The following is an 18,354-nucleotide window of genomic DNA, read 5'->3' as shown; positions in this document are numbered from 1 at the left end:
AGCCAAGACGTCCCTTGGCTTACACCAAACTGTGTAGCCTGATCATATTTTTCTTCAGCATGAGTAATTTGTAAAATATGCTGTTGCGCTAAGCTTTCAGCTTGCTGCTTAATTTCTTCACATGTTGCCGTCGCTGGTAATTTTAGTATCGACTTTTCAATCGCCTGCAGTGCTTCCACTGCAATTTTTTTATGGCCATCAATGTGGCCATGGCGGGGCGATAATTTTAGACAGTGCGAAGCGTGCATAATGACGGTGAAAGTTAATTACTGCGTTAATAGCCAAGACGTCCCTTGGCTTACACCAAACTGTGTAGCCTGATCATATTTTTCTTCAGCATGAGTAATTTGTAAAATATGCTGTTGCGCTAAGCTTTCAGCTTGCTGCTTAATTTCTTCACATGTTGCGGTCGCTGGTAATTTTAGTATCGACTTTTCAATCGCCTGCAGTGCTTCCACTGCAATTTTTTTATGGCCATCTAAATGCATAAAAATACCTTGATAAAAATCTTCCCATTTCAGTTGTAGTGATTGTGGTGCACTTGCTTGGTCTAGCCAGCGAGGTAATCGGTAATCAATTTTTATCCAAGTGTTGACGTGGGTAATTTTACAGCCAGATGGAGACTCTTTAGTGATCAGTACCCAGCCTTTTTGCCAGTTGTTATCATTATGGAATACTTTGGTTTTCGTAAAGTAGGGGTTCTGTTTACTCACTTGCTCATTAATTGCGTTCTCTGTTTGACCATAAAAGCCAAGGTGCTTGTAGTGAATGGTAATTTCAGGTGTGGCCCAAAGTTGAAATGAAATCAACACCGAGAGAAAGCTAGAGGAAAGTAAAAATAATCGGAGCATTCGGACCATATTGTCTTCTTTGTTATGTTTAAGAACGATTTCTATTTAGCATGTTCGAGTATTATAACGCCGAATCATAGACTTTTCTTAGGTGATGAAGACGTTACTTGGTTTTATTAGATTAATTTGACAGTGGGATGATTTATATGAGGAGAAAATAAAAAGGCCTCGAAAGAGGCCCTAAGGGTAACTTGCTTACACCCAGATACTGCTTCCTGCATTGTATCTAAACTAGGTGTAAGACCGAATCGATTACCACGATTAAACTTATTTAAGGAGCTATTGACTAGCTAAAGATTGCTTTCAAGGTGCTGAGTCTATTGAGCATATCTGTTAGTTATGACCGGATATTTTTGTAATGGTTCAATCTTTTTTCTCTTTTTTAACAAATATTTTTTAACTGGTTTAAAAGTCGAGTTAAATCAATATCTGACACCTGTTTTAGTTGCTGTGCTGCTGATTTACTTTGATCTAACTGTATGGCGATATTGGCTTGAGAGGCAAATACAATCCAGTTGCCAGAGCTGACATGGCAGCCATATAAGTAGGGAAAGTTTGCTCTTAAGGCAGCGGCAAAATCATGATTTTCACTGTGCTCATGCCAACAATTCAGCACGAGTATGCCATCCGCTTTTAACTGGGAGCGACAATGTTGCAAAAAGTCATTTCTTAACTGAGCGTGATCCACTCCTTCTGCGTGATATATGTCGGCAAACAATAGATCTACTTTCTTGTGCTGATTTTGTTGGATAAAAATGACTGCATCGTCATTGATTAGGGTTATCTTTTTACCATGAGGCAGTCGAAAAAATCGTTTTGCAATATCAATCACTGCCGCCCTTAACTCTACTGCTGTTATTTTTATACCGGGTACAGCATGGTGTAATGCGCTCACTAAGCAACCCGCGCCTAAACCCAGAATCATGGCATTTTTTGGCTGTTTGAATAACAGCGCCAATAGCATCCCTTGAATATATTCATGCTCCGGTAAGTGGGGATGACGCTTGTCTTGGCGGCTTTGTTCGTCACCGGGGCCAAATGACAGCTTACGAATCGCACCTTCTTCACTGACTTCGATGGGGCCCCATGAATCTTGGGTTTGAAACAGTAATTGCGCAGACATATAACTTGGCCTTAGGTTAAATGAGCGGCATTATCCTGACTATTTTGCAAAGGGTCAATGTAGCTTGCTGTTGTAAGGAGGCTAACACTGCTCGAAATAGTGAGTTAGCAATGGTTTTTTCGTTTTTGTGATATTTTCTGCTCGCGCCAAAGGGTTCGCTTGTTTATATTGTTTTGTTTTTATATAGATGATTTAAGTTGAGGGTAAGATGCAAGGTACGGTTTTAGATATTAATGAAGCAGCTCAAACCGGTCTGATCAAGTGTGATGAAGGTAATCGTTATGAGTTTGCATTAGCAAGCTGGAGCGGCAATATTCCACCAAAAACCTTAGATAAGGTGGAGTTTTTTGTCGAAGATGAGGTGGTTAAGCACATTGTTCCGCAGGGGCAGGTACACTCAACTGCAGCTAATCAGCCTAACCTTGCGGCTGCAACCCCGAATAGGCCTGTTGAAACGTCTCCTTTAGCGGTAGTGAGCCTTATTTTTGGTATTTTAGGTATTTTTATCTTTGGTTCACTTATTGCGATTATTTGTGGTCATATTGCACGCAGTAATATTCGACAAAGTCAAGGCAAGCTAACAGGAGATGGTATGGCATTAGCGGGATTAATAACCGGCTACATTGGCATTGCCCTTACCGTAATAGGGATAGGTTTAGTGGTGCTTGGTGTCGCTTTTGAAAATATGATGTAATACTGAAAATATATTTAAAAATAAATGCTTTAAGTGTTATCTCTCTAACTTTATTGGCCTTAAATATGCTAGTCCTAGCTGACGCATTTGCTGCCTGATCCATTGTTCACGTTTTATTTGATAAGTACTCGGCGCCGCGGCGCTGAAACGATATGGGTTAGGTAGCACTGCGGCCAATCGTGCACTTTGAGCCGCAGAAAGTTGCTTAGCGCTTACGCCAAAATAATGCTGACTCGCCGCTTCTACGCCATAAATACCGGGGCCAAATTCCACGATATTGAGATAAATTTCTAAGATCCTTTGCTTATCCCACTGCCACTCAATCAATAAAGTAAGCCAAGCTTCAATGGCTTTACGCGTGATACTTTTACCCGGCCACAAATACAAATTTTTTACGGTTTGCTGGCTTAAGGTGCTGGCACCGCGAAAACGTTTGCCAATGATCATATCGTCAATGGCTTGTTTGGTTGACTCAATATCAATCCCATTGTGACTTAAAAATAATTGATCTTCGGCCGCGATCACCGCCAATTGCATTGAGCTAGAAATGTTATCAATAGACACCCAGTGATACTTGGCATCTGCGGGATAGAGTGCCGGTGGGTTGAACTCACGCTGTAGCTGCCAGCTCCAAAAAATAGGATTGATATACTTAAGGGGGAAAGTGATCAGGAGTGAGCTGACAATAATAAAAACTGCAACCGTAAAACAGGCTTTTAATAACCATTTCATATTCATTCCCCCTGACGTTAGGGCGATAATATATAAAGCTTTGTGAGGGATTGAAAGGGGCTGGGGCCAGAGGTTGGCCCCAGCAGTAATTTATGAGTTTACGGGCTGTAGAATACTGCTTGTTAAATAATTCGCGACACCCAACTGATGCGCATGACCAATGATTTCAGCGTGAGGTACTGCGGCTTTAACACTTTCAGCGGCATTTAACATCACTTTAGGAAAGGCTGCATATTGCAGCATTTCAATGTCGTTTTCGCCATCGCCAAACGCCATCACTTGGTGAGCCGCTAAGCCTAAATGTTTACATAACGCATCAACAGCGGTGGCTTTTGAAACACCTTTTGGCATCAATTCTAAACAATGGGGCAATGAAAATAGGCAATCTAGTTGGCCTTTGTATTTGGCCATGAGTTCTGTTTGCAGCGCTAATAGTCCCATGCGGTCGCCCCACAGAAAAAACTTCACCGCTTGTTTTTCTTGTATAAAGTGAGGCGTCACTAATTCGCACTTAAACCCTGCTTTGTCACTGTATGCTTCTAGCTTGGCATTGGTTTCGGTGGCATACCAATTAAAGTCGGTGTACATGTTTAAAAAGACACCTTCAGGCATGGGGTGGTGTACCAACTCTTGAGTGATATGGTCTGGAATGTAAGCACTGGCGATTACCTCACCATTTGGCGCAATGGCCATGCCACCATTACAGCTGATCATGCCAATAGGGCGATCAATTTTTTTTGCTAAATCAGCCACGTCAGTGTGGTGGCGGCCAGTGGCGATTGCAAATATGCGTCCTGCATCATGTAAGTTACGAATAGCGGCTAAGGTTTCAGGCGCTAAGGAATGATCTTCTTGCAATAGGGTTCCATCAAGATCACTAACAATAAGCACAGGCATGGCATCTCCAGTAGATAATAGGAAAAAAAGGAATTGCACTAGTAGTTTATCCTTTGCCAATGGCTAAATAAAGAGCAAGCGTGTTACTAAATGTAACTTGCTCTTTAATCGGCCAATTTCAACATAGTTGATTTAAGGAAAATTAGTATTGTTGATAAATACTCAGTTTATCCTCAGAAAATGCAATCACCTCAAAATCTTTATAAGGCTGACCAGGTTGAGCCATACCGGGTGAATGCTGCGGCATACCAGGCGCTGCTAAGCCTTTAATATTGGCAGGGCGCTCTTTTAATAAACGGGCAATATCAGCTTCCGGTACATGGCCTTCAATAAGATAGCCATCAATCACGGCACTGTGACACGATTGCAGTTGTGGCGGCATAAAGTGGGCTTTTTTCACGTCGGTCCAATCAGACTGGTGATGCACATTAACGGCATAGCCTTTTTGCTCCATGATGGTGGCCCACTCGGTGCAACAGCCACAAGTCGGCGATTTATAAAGTTCTATGGTCGGATTGGCGTAAAGCCAGTTGCTCCACATGAGTAATACAAAGCTTGATACATAAGCGCTTTTTTTCATTGTTAATTCTCTTGATTAGTTGGTAATGAAGCTCCAAGGTTAATTGGCGCTTATTATTCGTTGAGATTAAAGTTGAATGTTTTTCACCATTCCCGCTTCAGTATGGCCGGGAATATTACAAGCAAACTGAACTTGAGTTGCACCATGGAAATGCCAAAGCAGTTGCTGGGCTTTACCGGCTTTAACGGTAACGGCATTGGACATTTCATGATTGTGATCTGCCATGGTTTTCATCATTTCACGGTGCTCTAGCATTTCCTCTATTGAGCCAATTGCAAATTCGTGATCAATTTTACCCGTGTTCATCACCACAAATTGCACCACATCATTGGGCTTGATAGTGCCTTCTTGCTTAAAGGTGATTTTCATATCATCACTTAATATTACATGCACCACTTTGTCTGGCTTAGCGCCGGGAGCGGGCATACCCACCGCGGTCATGCCCGGCATACCGGCCATGCTGGTGGCATCCATTTGTGAGTGATCCATGCTTGAGTGATCAACAGCTTCAGCGGGCATTTCCATCTGGCTGTGATCCTCCATTTGTGAATGATTCATATTCGAGTGATCCATTGTTGAGTGATCAATTTTGTCTGTCTCCGCCCAACTGCCGGTGGCTGTAAGTGTGATGGCTAATGCCAATAATGATTTTTTCATGGTCGTTATCCTTTCAATTAATTTAGTTTGATGTTGTTGTTTGATTCATAAGCGCGCTGCGCTTAATTTCTTGGCTTTTCCATAGTTTGAAAATGGCGGGCAGTACCAGTAAGGTCAGCATTAGCGCTGAGGCCATGCCGCCGATCATGGGCGCGGCAATGCGTTGCATCACTTCTGAGCCGGTACCTGAACCGTACATGATCGGGATTAAACCTATGATCACCGTCAGTACCGTCATCATCACCGGGCGCACGCGCAGACCTGCGCCTTCTTCGATGGCTTGGCTTAAATCTTGCGCCGAGATGGCTTGCTGATTTTCTTCGGCATGCAATTTTTTGTAATGCCACGCTTGGTTTAAATACACCAACATGATCACGCCAATTTCTACCGCGACGCCTGCCAGTGCAATAAAGCCCACACCCACGGCAATAGAGAAGTTATAGCCAAGCACATGCATTAGCCATAAGCCGCCGACCATGGCTAACGGCAAGGTTGCCATGATGATCAGCACCTCACCAACACGGCGAAAACTTAAATAAAGCAGCAACATAATGATGGCCAGCGTGATCGGCGTCACTATGCTCAAGCGTGCCTTGGCGCGCTCCATATACTCATATTGTCCAGACCACGCGAGGGAATAACCTGCGGGTAAGTCCAGTTGCTCGGCCACCGCTTGCTTAGCTTCTGCGACATAGGAGCTAAGATCGCGCCCTTCAATATCGACAAATACCCAGCCATTGGGGCGGGCATTTTCGGTTTTGATCATCGGCGGACCGTCTTCATAGCGAATATCAGCGACATCGGCTAATGCAATGCGGGCACCATTAGGCGTAACCAAAGGCAAGTTTTGCAGCTTCACTACCGAATCACGGTAATCCTGCGGGTAGCGTACATTGATGGGATAGCGCTGTAGTCCTTCAATGGTTTCACCGACATTCATGCCGCCCACAGCAGTTGAGATCACTTGTTGCACCTCATTAATGTTAAGGCCATAACGCGCGGCGTGATGACGCTTAATATCAATGGTGACATAGCGACCGCCTGCTACGCGCTCGGCGTAAACCGATGCCGTGCCTGCCACTTGATTTAAAATTGGTTCAAGGGCGGCGCCAATGGTTTCTATTTGCTTTAGATCTGGCCCTGCCACTTTGATCCCAATCGGCGTTTTAATCCCCGTGGCGAGCATGTCAATGCGGGTTTTAATTGGCATGACCCAAGCATTGGTGATACCGGGAAATTGAATTAGCTGATCGAGTTCTTTGCGCAGTTTTTCCGGTGTCATGCCTTCACGCCATTGAGCGCGCGGCTTAAATTGGATCACCGTTTCAATCATGGTTAATGGCGCTGGATCGGTCGCAGATTCGGCGCGGCCGACTTTACCCCAAGCTGTTTTCACTTCTGGCACGGTTTTAATCAGCTTATTGGTTTGTTGCAAGATCTCACGCGCTTTACCAATGGATATGCCGGGGAAAGTGGTCGGCATGTACATGAGATCGCCTTCATCGAGGGGCGGAATAAATTCACCGCCAAGCTTAGTGATGGGGTAATAAGCCGAGGCCATTAACGTTAAAGCCACCACTATCATGGTTTTAGGGAAGGCCAAGCTGAGCTTTAACAATGGGCGATACAGCGCCACTAAGCTGCGGTTCACTGGGTTTTTATGCTCAGGTAAAATTTTACCGCGAATAAAATAGCCCATTAATACCGGCACTAAGGTAATGGCGAGGCCCGCCGCGGCGGCCATAGCATAGGTTTTAGTAAATGCCAATGGCGAGAACATTTTGCCTTCTTGACCCTCTAAGGCAAACACCGGCACAAAGCTTAAGGTAATGATTAGCAATGAGAAGAACAGCGGCGCGCCTACTTCTTCAGCGGCTTTGCCGATCACCTGCCAGCGGTTTTTGTCGGTCAACGGCGTGCGCTCAATGTGTTTGTGCACGTTTTCTATCATCACTATCGCGCCATCAACCATGGCACCAATCGCAATGGCAATACCGCCCAATGACATAATGTTGGAGTTAATCCCTTGCCAATGCATGATAATAAAAGCCGACAGTATACCGACAGGTAAACTCAGTGCTATGACCAGTGATGAGCGAATATGGAATAAAAACAAGGCACAAACCACCGCCACCACAATGAATTCTTCGGCCAGCTTGGTCCAAAGGTTATCGACCGCGGCATTGATCAAAGTCGATCTATCATAGGTAGTGACAATTTCGACGCCATCGGGCAGGCCTTTTTGCAGCTCGGTAAGTTTGATTTTGACATTGTCGATCACTTCACTGGCATTTTCGCCAAAGCGCATCACCACTACGCCGCCTACTGCTTCACCTTCACCATTGAGCTCCGAAATACCGCGGCGCATTTGTGGCCCTAAGCTAATATCGGCAATGTCGCCTAACAATAATGGCGTGCCTTTATCGGTGACCTTTAACGGCAGCGCTTTAATGTCTTCGATATTGGACAGGTAGCCAGTTGTGCGCACCATGTGCTCAGCTTCGGCCACTTCAATCACCGAGGCGCCGGACTCTTGGTTGCCGTTTTTGATCGCCATGTTCACTTGCTGCAAGGTTAGGTTATACGCGCGCAACTTGGCCGGATCGATTTGCACCTGGTATTGCTTAACCATGCCGCCGACGGTGGCTATTTCCGACACGCCATCAACGGTTTGTAGCTCGTATTTTAAAAACCAATCTTGCAAACTGCGCAGCTCTGCTAAATCGTGCTGGCCGGTTTTATCTTGCAATACATAATTGAAGATCCAGCCAACCCCAGTGGCATCAGGGCCTAAGGTTGGCTTAGCGCTCTCCGGTAATTTCGGGGCTACTTGGCTTAAGTATTCCAGTACCCGTGAGCGCGCCCAGTACATATCGGTTTGATCATTAAAAATGATGTAAACGTAAGAGTCGCCAAAAAATGAGTAACCACGCACCGTGACTGCGCCGGGTACCGCTAGCATCGCGGTGGTAAGTGGATAGGTCACTTGATCTTCTACCACCTGCGGCGCTTGGCCGGGATAGCTGGTTTTGATGATCACTTGTACATCGGATAGATCCGGCAAGGCATCAACTGGCGTGTTTTTTACGCTGTATAAGCCGCCTAAGACCAGAAATACTGTGGCAACTAACACCAAGAAGCGGTTGTTAATGGACCAGCGAATAATCAGTGGGATCATAATTTATCCCCTTTATTAACCACTTGGATTAACTGAAATGCTTGCCCCTGTTTTTGCAGTAAAAATGTCACCTCTTGCCCTTCGGCAAACTGGCTGAGATCAATCTTGTTTGCTGCGCTGTCGTTAACACTAAAGTTCATTTCGCCCGCTTGCCAATTGAGTTCGTTCACGGCTTGATGCGCGATAGTGATCATGCCAAAGTCTGCCATCAGCATCGAAATAGTGCCACTTGCCCAAACTTCAGTCGGGGCTGTGCTTTCGCTCACTTGGTAATTAATGATTTCATAGCCACCGGCAGCAGTTTTTTGCATTTCAAAATCAATATTTTGACCTACTTTTTCATCTTTTAACTGCAAACCATCCGCCAAGGTAAAATCCATCACCATCCCCGGCCAATCCCATTCCTTTACCGGCTGGTGGTTGATAGTGAGCATGTTATGCCCCGCCATCACTTGGGTGATTTCGCCTTTGGCCCATACGCTGTTTAGCGCCGGCTCAATACTATTGATACGCGATAAATCGGCGGTTTGACTGGATTCTGAATCCAATAAAAAATGCGCCGAAGTAACCACTAAATCTTGCTCGGTTAAGCCCGCTAAAACTTCAATTTGCTCGCCCGCTTCTCGGCCCACTTCAATGCGCGCCGAGCGGTATTTGCCATTACCTTCAGATAATACGACTCGGGTCATACCACCAGAGCGGATCACTGAAGATCTCGGAATGGTCATCACGGCTTGCTGAGTTTGTGGTTGTAAGGTGATGTTGGCAAACATGTTTGGCTTTAGGGCGTAGTCTGCGTTGCTGAATTTTAAACGCATTCTCAAGGTGCGCGTTTTAGGGTCGAGGATCGGATAGACGTAATCCACTTCTCCTTGCCAATTTTGCCCTGGCAGTGCGTCTAAGCTCATGCTGGCTTTTGAGCCTGCTTTGATCCAATGGGCTTGGCGCTCAAACACTTCGGCATCAACCCACACTTCATCAATCGGGCCGCCACTGATCACCGCTTGCGCCGGTGAAAGATAGCCGCCTTCACGAATGTTTAAGCTAGCGATGATGCCGCTGTCTAAAGCTTTTACTTGGATGTTTTGTTGCGCTTTGCCTTGGCGCACGATTTGTTTTATTTGCGCGCGATCCACCCCTAAGGTGACTAAACGCTCGGTTGCGCCCTTAATCAGTCCTGAGCGCTCGGTGCGATAGGCGTTGAGTAATTCTTCTTGGGCTTTGACTAGTTCAGGTGAATACAAGGTAAATAGGACATCGCCTTTATTGACTCGCTCACCGACGGCGTTAATGTTGAGTTTTTCTACCCAGCCACTGACGCGCACGTTGGTTTGCCAAAGACGACTTTCATCAAAGGCGATGTAACCGACGGTTTCAATTTGCGGGGTTAAGGGCGCAATGGTGACGCCTTGGGTTTTAACACCGAGGTTATTCTCCACTGCAGGATTAATTTTAACGGTGCCCGCAATGTCATTATTACCCGCTAAATCTTCAGCATAAACAGGCACTAAGTCCATGCCCATAGGGGATTTACCCGGCTTGTCGCGCTGATAGTTGGGATCCATTGGCGCGACCCAATAAAGGGGCTTATCACTGGCGGCTGGGTTTTCTTGGTTTGCTGCTGCGCCAGTCAGTGCAACAAGATAAGGCTGACCTGCATCACTGGCGACATAACCTAGTGCAACGCCCACTAATAAGGTGATGGTGGCAATACTAAATGTTTTCATTGTTATTATTCTCTATTATTTTCTTGCACTTGGGCGCGCAACCTGAGGCTGTTCAACTTGATAATCAAAGCCACCTAACAGGGCGGCAAGATTGCTTTGGGTGATATTCAAGTCGGTGACTAATCGCGATTGTTCGAGAGATAAAGCGAGCTCAGCTCTGACCGCGCCGATGACGTCATTAAATTGCGCGGTGTTATTTTCATAACCGCGCTCAACCGCCTTAGTGGTGGCCTTGGCTTGTTTGAGCAAGGTGTTTTGATAGAGAGCAATGCGCTCATTGAGATTATGTTTGTCTACCAACAAAGCATTCACTTGGGCATTCATTTGCCGCAGCAGTTGATCGCGCTGCGCCTTTGCCGCGCCCAATTGATATTGCGCCGCAGCGTGATTGCGGTCTTGCCGGTTGCCAGTAAATAAAGGCACATCGACCGTTAAGTAAGCGCTGATTAAATCGGAGGCCGGTTTACCGCCCATGCCGTTTGCTTGGCGATTGGCATACATCACTTCAATACCAAATTCAGGCTTGTAAGCCTCGTTGGCGATAGCCACTTGGGTTTGATTTCCTGCAATACTGGCTTTGGTCATGGCAATCATAGGGTGTTTTTCTAGCAGCGGGTAATGTTCGTTATTGTGCTGATTACTTGACAATAACTCGTCAAGTCTAGGCCATTCGAGCTGGTTTGAAGTGGGCAGTGGGCGGCCGTCTTTAAGCCAATCTGCACCTAACCATTCGGAGAGCTGTGACATAATACGGCGCTGCATTTGTTGGTTAGCTTGCAGCTTTTCATCAAGTTGGCTGACTTGCAGTTGCGCTTGCAGTAGGTCTTGCGTCTCACCTTTACCAATGGCGTAGTTGGTATCAATAAAGCGCACCATCTCTTTCATTAAGCTGCGGTTTTGTTGCAATATTTTGGCCGCTTGCTGTTGGAACCCCAGCTCTAACCAAAGCTTGGTCATGGCATTAGCCACTTCTAATTCACGCAAGCCAAGCTGTCGTTCAAGTCCCTCTGCTTGTTGATTCATTTTTTGCTGTTGCAGTGCAAGGGTGTCGCCACGGCTAAATTGCTGCATAAAACCAATGGAAATATTGGTCATGGGGTCGTCGTCGAAACCCAAGGTATCAATGGGTAAACCACCCACACCCACCTTGATTTTGGGATCCATCAAGGTGGCACTGGCCACGCCAGTTTCACGCATGGCGAAAGACTGGGCCATTAACTGTTCACGATTAGCATCGCGATTAAGTGCGTATTCAATCAGTTGCTTAAGGCTAAGGTTTGCCTCAGCAGGCTGGTTAACTTGTATTTCGTTCGCCCACACCGGGGTGAAAAATATAGGGCTAGCACCGAGTGCCAACACTAACATCGTAAGTTTAATTTTCACGATACATTCCAATCTTGAGTAAAAAACAGGGTAAGGCGCGGCAAAGCCTAAGCCTTAACAGAAACAGGTTTTTTTTACTTCGACATATAGTGAGCGCCGTAAGCTAAGCTCGGGCGGTATTCAATATGTGTTGGAATTAACTTATAGGGGGGCGATATAAAGAGGATGCACGGGCGATAACTTGGCCTGCGCTCTCAAGGGCAACCAGGGTACGATGAGGTTGACGAACAATGATTTGCTCGCTTGGGGTTAGGGGCACTGCGAGGCTAATACATACTGCGGGACAACAATCATTTGCGGCCATTTTGTTACAATGGTCGGAGCCATTAGCTTCAGTTGGTAAGGTCTGATGACTCGGCATTTGCTGTTCATTGCAGTGTGGCATTTGTGCTTGGTGTTTTTGCTCACTGGCCATATCCATGTCGGTTGCAGACGTGCGGAGTATGGTTGCGTTGCTGGTCAAGCTAGCCATTTGCATATTCATCATCGCGGAACTGGAGGCACTGCTCGACATCACCAAGGCGGTGAGGGTGAGTAGGCAAATCCAAATTTTGTGAATGCTACTTAGCTGCATCACAATATCCCCAATAATTATACGTTTTGATTATAACCACTTTTTATAAGTAAGAGTCAATTACATGGCGACTTAATATATGGTTAAATTTAGTTAATTATTGATACGGCATAGGTTTTACGGTTTTTAACTTAATAAGGCGATGTTTGGGGAATGATTATGTGTGAATAACCAAGCCACAAAGTCGTCTTCAGACATGGGTTTAGCATAGTAGTAACCTTGATAAATATGACAACCCAGCGCGGCTAACCGATTTGATTGCTCTAGGGTTTCCACACCTTCGGCGATCACACTGAGATGCATACTCCTGCCGATCGAAATGATTGATTCAGTAATCGGTGAATGATCACTTTTGCCGAGCTCGTCGATAAAGGTTTTATCTATTTTGAGTAAATCGAGCGGGAGATCTCGCAGGTAAGCCATTGATGAGTAACCAGTGCCAAAGTCATCCAGCGCTATTTCAATACCAAATTTACGAATTTGCGAAAGCTTTTGGATCGTGTCGGGTATATCAATAAGCAAGCCTGTTTCTGTCACCTCAAGCATCACTGAGCTTGGTTTTATGCCTTTATTATTTACTGCTCTGATAATGTCGTCGGCAAATGCGGGTAGTGCAAATTGCCAAGCCGATACGTTAACGGAAAGGTGTCCTTTAAAGGGAATAGAGTTTTTCTGCCATTGTTCTATACAGTGCAGTGATTGATTAAATACCCACTCGCCAATGCTGTGGATCAGTCCGGTTTCTTCCGCTAATGGTATAAATTTAGTGGGGGAGACGAAACCAAAAATGGGCGAAAACCAGCGTAATAGCACCTCGGCGCCAAATTGCGAGCCATCTTGCCTAACTTGAGGTTGAAAAAATAACAACAGTTCTTCGTTGGCGATGGCATTTTTCAATGCTTGCTGCATTTTCATGCGCTCTTGGGCCACTTTCTCTAAGCTATGCTCATATACCGTATAGCGCCCTCGACCATTGCTTTTCGCTTTATACAAAGCCAGTTCAGCGTGACGTATGACATCAAGTGCGCTCTCATCGGTTTTGGGAAATTGACAAATACCAAAGCTCGCACCTATATCTATTTTATGCTCACCTATTTGTAGTGGTTGATTGATTATTTTTTGCAGTTTATCGAGCGCGACTTTGATTTGACTGTCATACAAGCAAGAATGACGGCTGATTAAGGCAAATTCATCACCGCCTTGACGGGCAATGAAAAAACCATCAGAACAATGCTCGCTTAAGCGTTTTCCGATATGCCGTAAAATATCATCACCCACATCATGGCCCAATACATCGTTAATGGTTTTAAAGTGGTCGAGATCCATCACGATCAGCATGGCTTGTTCTTGGTTCAATCTTAGTTTGGATATTTGTCCATTTAAATGCTCAAGTAGCAAAGCGCGGTTAGGCAAGTGAGTGAGATAATCCTCAAATGCCATTTTTCTAATGTCTGCTTGCGCTTGGCTTCGCTGCATCTCGGCTCCTGCACGAGACGAAAAAATGTCCAAAATATCTCTAAGCTGTACATCATCAGGCATTTTTTCGTTATGCATTAAAACTATCAGCCCTTTTGCTTTGCCGTTTTCATCTTTTATCTTGGTACAAATATAGCTTTCTATGCCCTTTTCTTTAATTAAGATGTCATTGGGAAACAGCGTTTGGGCATGAGCTGGAAAATTACACACATCACATTGAGATAAATGGGTACAAGGAGACTCGGCTAGCTCATAATTGAAATTACTGACTATTTTGTCATCTTCTACCACAGAGCAGGTTCTAATTATGTTTTTGTTTTGCTCTGAGATAAAGCCAATAAATCCGTACTTGGCATTAAATAGCTTGGCTAAGTTGGCGATAAGATCATGATAAAAATCGTCACCTTGTGCTGAGGCGACTCCTCGAGCAATGTGGCGAATCGCTTTTTGCTGTTGCTCTTGCGCGGTGACATCGGAGCAGGACACAATAATTTGTTTTGCCTGATTGTACTCACGGGTGATAAAAATTTTGAATGTTAAAATAGACTGTTTACGATGATTAGCAAAATAAGGGGTGCTGCATTCACTGAGGTTGACAGGGGGCAGCTGAATGTTTTCTTTGTGGCTAATGTCGGTGATTTCTCGACGTTTTTTGGGGTAGAGTTGGGATAAGAAATCTAAAAAATTGACCCGTTCAACAGCCAACTGGCGGTGCCAAAAAATATCACAAGCTTGGTTACATTCAACGACAAAACCGTTTAAATCTAAAATCAATAAAGCAGAAGGAGATTGGTCGACGACTTGAGCCATCATATTGAGGCTTTTCTGCGCGATTAACCGCTGACGGCGTTCTGCTGTGAGCTTGACGGTTTGCGCGACAATGCGTCGGCTAGTTGTTTTAAAGTCAAGGGCCAGACTAAAGCTCATCAACATGACTAAAATAACAAAGGCAAAGCCAACGGTGTAGAACATCTTAACTAAGCCTGCATCTATCATGATACCTAGGATGGCAGAGCTCAGCTGAGCCAAAATATAAAGGCTAAAAAAAATAGCTATTCTTGGTTCATTTTTTTTAAACAGTACCCAACTGCGATAGGCCACCCAGAAAAGTAAAACCTGATAGAAGGTATGCATTAATTTCCCCCAAGGCGAAAGGTCGCCTTCTATTAAACTAATGCTTTGTTGCCATGGTAGCCCTATGTTTACGCGCTCAATTACCTGTTCAAATCTTATCGTGAGTGGCTGTTCATAGTTAATAAGCATCATTAATAGGCAAAATAACGTAATCACTTTGAAGGCAAATGAGTAATGCTTCTGTTGGGTATAGATTGCAATAAAGATAAAAAATGAAGGTGTTAGGGCGAGTATAGAAAAAACTTGCCAGCGTAACTGCTCAATAGCGGTATGGGTATCAGCGGCAATCAGGTATTGAACCGAAAAGACTTGATAACCGGCTACGCATAGACAGACCCAAGCAAAGTGAAGAAACAGTTTCGACTTTTGTGTTAGCAAGGCAACGAAACCACTATAACTAGCGGCAAAAATACAAATTCCAGCGGAAACATAATACAGAGCTTCTAACAAGCGCCACTCCTAAATTCTAAATCAGCATACTTTTCACTGGTAAGTTTAGTCAAAAGAAAATCATATTGAGTTAAATGTTTATTGCGAGGTTAATTTTGCAAATAGGAGGACTCTAGGCATAATGCTGTCGAGTGAGTTTAAGGAAGTATAACGTTGGAACTTTTACACCTGCAATTTTTCGATAAACCATTACGCCTTGAAGGCTCAACCTCGGGTGAGCAGAAACTATTTTGGAATGAGCAGCTCGTATCGCAGCAACAAGCGTCTGACGGCTCTCAACGTCAATTCTCTCATACTTTTCAGTTGCAACCAGACGTTACGACTGACTCAGTGCTGAGTGCTGTAGGGGCCATTAGCGTAACACTAGAAATTGATTTAACGTGGCAGCCCTTTAGGTTGATATATTGTTTAACCCGTGATGATGTGATTGAAGCCCAAGGCGAGCGCACTGAGCGCGATATCGAGCGTCAGCAAGTAAGCCAACCCATAGTGGCAGAAAGAAAGTGGAGTACGCTGGGTCTAATGTCACTGGGCTTTAAGCTGTTCAAAAGTGCCAAGCTGATTAAGGTGGCTTTCGCTGGAGCCAGTTTGGCGGCTTACTCTTGGCTGTTTTCGCTGCAGTTTGCGCTCGCGCTGTTGGCTTGTTTGGTGTTCCATGAGTACGGCCATATTCGGGCCATGAAATACTTTGGAATGAAAACCAAAGGCATCTACCTGATTCCATTTTTAGGCGGCTTAGCGCTCAGTGATGAAAAAATAAATACCCGCTGGCAAGATGTGGTGATCTCTATTATGGGACCATTTTTTGGCTTGATCATGTCGATCGCCTGCTTAGTTGTGTATTGGGTAACGGGAAATATCTTTTTTGCTGGTTTAGCGGCGTTTAATTCCTTATTGAATTTATTTAATTTGTTACCCGTTTTACCCCTTGATGGTGGCCATATATTGAAAAGTATTAGCTTTTCGATGAACACTAAAGTTGGCCTGATTGCTTGTTTAGCGGGGGCGGGGTTAGGCGTTTGGGTAAGTTACTCTTTTGGTCTCGCGTTACTCGGCTTTTTGTTGCTGATTGGCTCAATAGAGATTTTGCTCGAATGGCGCATGCGTCATCAAAGTCATTTATTGCCCCTGAATCGCTATGCTCAAACCGTGTCGCTGGTTTGGTATGTGGCAACGGTTGCCGCCTTTGTTAGCATTATTTGGCACCTAGCGGGTACAGGTGATGCAATGTTGGGTTTACCATTACAAATATTAAGTAGTTAAACTAAGCAGCTTTTAATCTACTTATTTCAATACTAAGGTCGCTGTTGCTGGTGGCCCCATTACTTTTACAATTGGAAACTACCATGGCCATTGGCGCTACAATAATTAAAGCAAGGTTGCAACTTGCTAATATGGATACTCACCTTTACCAAGACTTTAATCTAACCTTGGCGCAGCACCCTTCAGAAAACGAACAACGATTGATGGTGCGTTTATTGGCATTTGCGTTAAACGCCAGTGATGAACTGATGTTTACTAAAGGCCTTTCATCTGACGATGAGCCTGAGCTGTGGGCTAAATCCATGACCGATGAAATTGATCTTTGGATTGAGCTGGGCACACCGGAAGAGAAACGTTTGAAAAAAGCCTGCTCTCGGGCTAAAAAAGTCGTGTTATATACTTATGGTGGTGGTACCGCAGATGTTTGGTGGAAGCAAAACCAAAAGCAAGCCGGTAAGTTGAGTAAGCTAACAGTGGTTAATTTACCATTTGACCAAACTCAAGAGTTGGCTGCTATGTGCCAAAAAAGTATGGACATTCAAGTTTCGATTCAAGACGGCGAAGTATTAGTCAGCTCTGAGCAAGGCAGTGTTGCGGTGACGCCGATGATCTTGCAATAACCACAGCAAAGGAAACTAAGTCATGATTAAACTAGCAATTATAGGTACAAACTGGATCTCGCGTCAGTTTGCTGAGGCCGCGCTGCAAAGTCAGCAATTTGTTATTGCTGCTGTGTACTCGCGCGATATTACCCGGGCTCAAGATTTCGCCCAAGGTTTGCCATGTGCCCACTATTTTGATGACTTAAATGATCTTGGTAGCAGTGATGAAGTGGAGGCTGTTTATATTGCTAGCCCTAATTCGTTGCATTACGAGCAAGCGTTGCAGCTGCTCAAGCAGGGCAAGCATGTTATTTGTGAAAAGCCGCTGGCGGCTAATCCGATGCAAGTAGCGACGCTATTGGCTGCAGCAAAAGAGCATAACGTGGTGCTGTTTGAAGCCTTTATGACCCAGCATAGGCCAAACTTTTTTCAACTAAAGCAGCACATTGAGAAAATTGCCCCCTTGCGTCAAGTGCTACTCAGCTATTGTCAGTTTTCGTCGCGTTATCCTGCTTACTTAGCGGGGGATAATCCCAATACATTTAACCCCAATTTTGCCAATGGCTCTATTGTGGACATTGGCTATTACTGTGTTGCCACTGCTGTTGCGCTATTTGGTGCGCCGCGTCAGGTGTTGGCAAGTGCTTACTTGCTTCCCTCTGGGGTGGATGGCCAAGGCTGTGTCATTTTGCAATATCCTGAGTTTGAAGTGATACTGCGCCATTCGAAGATCAGCGATTCTAAATTGGAAAGTGAGCTTCAGGGAGAGGGCGGCAGATTATTAGTCAGCCATCCAGTGTCACTGTGTCAACAGGTGCAATGGATAGACCAAGGCGGCGTCGTGACTGATATTTCTTTAGCGCAGGCAGATAACCCGATGCTAGAAGAAGCATTTGCCTTTGCTAAACAAATTCACTCGGGCGCCATGGATGCTGATATGTGTGAGCGCTCGCAGCAGGTTGCAGATATTTTATATCAAGTAAGGCGCCAGACCGGGGTGGTGTTTCCAACGGATGAAGGTTAAACCATTAGC

Annotated in this window: 16 protein-coding genes; 4 read left to right on the top strand and 12 right to left on the bottom strand. The window is 45.0% G+C overall.

What is annotated here, in order from left to right; all coding sequences use genetic code 11:
• From K6Y31_RS22490 to K6Y31_RS03335, 3 genes are all read right to left on the bottom strand, one after another.
• Positions 1-248, bottom strand: a 248-nt coding sequence (locus K6Y31_RS22490) for a DUF922 domain-containing protein (protein ID WP_427901890.1), incomplete at its 3' end; no start/stop codon positions are given.
• Positions 249-266: 18 nt separating this feature from the next.
• The gene (locus K6Y31_RS03340; protein WP_233051418.1) at positions 267-860 is read right to left on the bottom strand and encodes a DUF922 domain-containing protein; all 594 of its coding nucleotides are present in this window, start codon (positions 858-860) and stop codon (positions 267-269) included.
• Between the two features lie 373 nt (positions 861-1,233).
• On the bottom strand, positions 1,234-1,974 hold the full coding sequence (locus K6Y31_RS03335) for a spermidine synthase (RefSeq protein ID WP_233051417.1): 741 nt from the start codon (positions 1,972-1,974) through the stop codon (positions 1,234-1,236).
• A 208-nt stretch (positions 1,975-2,182) separates the two neighbouring features.
• Between K6Y31_RS03335 and K6Y31_RS03330 the strand changes: the two genes are divergently transcribed.
• Positions 2,183-2,668: a DUF4190 domain-containing protein gene (locus K6Y31_RS03330; protein WP_233051416.1), complete on the top strand. Its 486-nt coding sequence runs from the start codon at positions 2,183-2,185 to the stop codon at positions 2,666-2,668.
• 36 nt (positions 2,669-2,704) lie between these two features.
• On the opposite strand, the gene mtgA is transcribed toward K6Y31_RS03330, so the two are convergent.
• The 9 genes from mtgA to K6Y31_RS03285 all read right to left on the bottom strand — a co-directional run bounded on the left by mtgA (position 2,705) and on the right by K6Y31_RS03285 (position 15,456).
• Positions 2,705-3,400 carry a monofunctional biosynthetic peptidoglycan transglycosylase gene (gene mtgA / locus K6Y31_RS03325; RefSeq protein ID WP_233051415.1) on the bottom strand — a complete coding sequence of 232 codons (696 nt, stop codon included), beginning with the start codon at positions 3,398-3,400 and terminating at the stop codon, positions 2,705-2,707.
• Between the two features lie 90 nt (positions 3,401-3,490).
• Positions 3,491-4,297: an HAD family hydrolase gene (locus tag K6Y31_RS03320; RefSeq protein ID WP_233051414.1), complete on the bottom strand. Its 807-nt coding sequence runs from the start codon at positions 4,295-4,297 to the stop codon at positions 3,491-3,493.
• A gap of 142 nt (positions 4,298-4,439) precedes the next feature.
• Positions 4,440-4,877: a DUF411 domain-containing protein gene (locus K6Y31_RS03315; RefSeq protein WP_233051413.1), complete on the bottom strand. Its 438-nt coding sequence runs from the start codon at positions 4,875-4,877 to the stop codon at positions 4,440-4,442.
• A 66-nt stretch (positions 4,878-4,943) separates the two neighbouring features.
• Positions 4,944-5,534: a copper-resistant cuproprotein CopI gene (gene copI / locus K6Y31_RS03310; protein ID WP_233051412.1), complete on the bottom strand. Its 591-nt coding sequence runs from the start codon at positions 5,532-5,534 to the stop codon at positions 4,944-4,946.
• Between the two features lie 22 nt (positions 5,535-5,556).
• Positions 5,557-8,712, bottom strand: a complete 3,156-nt coding sequence (locus K6Y31_RS03305; protein WP_233051411.1) for an efflux RND transporter permease subunit — start codon at positions 8,710-8,712, stop codon at positions 5,557-5,559.
• Positions 8,709-10,439 (bottom strand): efflux RND transporter periplasmic adaptor subunit, encoded by a 1,731-nt coding sequence (locus tag K6Y31_RS03300; protein WP_233051410.1) that lies wholly within the window; start codon positions 10,437-10,439, stop codon positions 8,709-8,711. Before K6Y31_RS03300 ends, K6Y31_RS03305 begins: the two co-directional genes overlap by 4 nt.
• 15 nt (positions 10,440-10,454) lie before the next feature.
• Positions 10,455-11,822 (bottom strand): TolC family protein, encoded by a 1,368-nt coding sequence (locus K6Y31_RS03295; protein WP_233051409.1) that lies wholly within the window; start codon positions 11,820-11,822, stop codon positions 10,455-10,457.
• A gap of 136 nt (positions 11,823-11,958) precedes the next feature.
• Positions 11,959-12,396, bottom strand: coding sequence for a hypothetical protein (locus K6Y31_RS03290; protein ID WP_233051408.1), 438 nt, complete (start codon positions 12,394-12,396; stop codon positions 11,959-11,961).
• A gap of 126 nt (positions 12,397-12,522) precedes the next feature.
• Entirely contained in the window at positions 12,523-15,456 is a 2,934-nt protein-coding gene (locus K6Y31_RS03285) for an EAL domain-containing protein (protein WP_233051407.1), read from the bottom strand.
• Between the two features lie 153 nt (positions 15,457-15,609).
• On the opposite strand from K6Y31_RS03285, the gene K6Y31_RS03280 reads away from it, so the two are divergent.
• From K6Y31_RS03280 to K6Y31_RS03270, 3 genes are all read left to right on the top strand, one after another.
• Positions 15,610-16,719 carry a site-2 protease family protein gene (locus K6Y31_RS03280; protein ID WP_233051406.1) on the top strand — a complete coding sequence of 370 codons (1,110 nt, stop codon included), beginning with the start codon at positions 15,610-15,612 and terminating at the stop codon, positions 16,717-16,719.
• Positions 16,720-16,802: 83 nt separating this feature from the next.
• Positions 16,803-17,339, top strand: a complete 537-nt coding sequence (locus tag K6Y31_RS03275; protein WP_233051405.1) for a YaeQ family protein — start codon at positions 16,803-16,805, stop codon at positions 17,337-17,339.
• A 22-nt stretch (positions 17,340-17,361) separates the two neighbouring features.
• A complete protein-coding gene (locus K6Y31_RS03270; RefSeq protein ID WP_233051404.1) occupies positions 17,362-18,345 on the top strand; it encodes a Gfo/Idh/MocA family protein in 984 nt (327 codons plus the stop codon).
• Positions 18,346-18,354 lie beyond the last annotated feature (9 nt).

The sequence above is a fragment of the Motilimonas cestriensis genome, assembly GCF_021295315.1.
In the GTDB taxonomy this organism is placed as follows: domain Bacteria; phylum Pseudomonadota; class Gammaproteobacteria; order Enterobacterales; family CBDFNC01; genus Motilimonas; species Motilimonas cestriensis.
The sequence above is the reverse complement of the archived record's forward strand: the minus strand, read 5'-3'. Positions and strand labels throughout refer to the sequence as shown.

Bases quoted from the DNA above. Each gene is read 5' to 3' on its own strand.
- K6Y31_RS03340 (WP_233051418.1), bottom strand. From the start codon at position 860: ATGGTCCGAATGCTCCGATTATTTTTACTTTCCTCTAGCTTTCTCTCG.
- K6Y31_RS03335 (WP_233051417.1), bottom strand. From the start codon at position 1,974: ATGTCTGCGCAATTACTGTTTCAAACCCAAGATTCATGGGGCCCCATC.
- K6Y31_RS03330 (WP_233051416.1), top strand. From the start codon at position 2,183: ATGCAAGGTACGGTTTTAGATATTAATGAAGCAGCTCAAACCGGTCTG.
- mtgA (WP_233051415.1), bottom strand. From the start codon at position 3,400: ATGAAATGGTTATTAAAAGCCTGTTTTACGGTTGCAGTTTTTATTATT.
- K6Y31_RS03320 (WP_233051414.1), bottom strand. From the start codon at position 4,297: ATGCCTGTGCTTATTGTTAGTGATCTTGATGGAACCCTATTGCAAGAA.
- K6Y31_RS03315 (WP_233051413.1), bottom strand. From the start codon at position 4,877: ATGAAAAAAAGCGCTTATGTATCAAGCTTTGTATTACTCATGTGGAGC.
- copI (WP_233051412.1), bottom strand. From the start codon at position 5,534: ATGAAAAAATCATTATTGGCATTAGCCATCACACTTACAGCCACCGGC.
- K6Y31_RS03305 (WP_233051411.1), bottom strand. From the start codon at position 8,712: ATGATCCCACTGATTATTCGCTGGTCCATTAACAACCGCTTCTTGGTG.
- K6Y31_RS03300 (WP_233051410.1), bottom strand. From the start codon at position 10,439: ATGAAAACATTTAGTATTGCCACCATCACCTTATTAGTGGGCGTTGCA.
- K6Y31_RS03290 (WP_233051408.1), bottom strand. From the start codon at position 12,396: ATGCAGCTAAGTAGCATTCACAAAATTTGGATTTGCCTACTCACCCTC.
- K6Y31_RS03275 (WP_233051405.1), top strand. From the start codon at position 16,803: ATGGCCATTGGCGCTACAATAATTAAAGCAAGGTTGCAACTTGCTAAT.
- K6Y31_RS03270 (WP_233051404.1), top strand. From the start codon at position 17,362: ATGATTAAACTAGCAATTATAGGTACAAACTGGATCTCGCGTCAGTTT.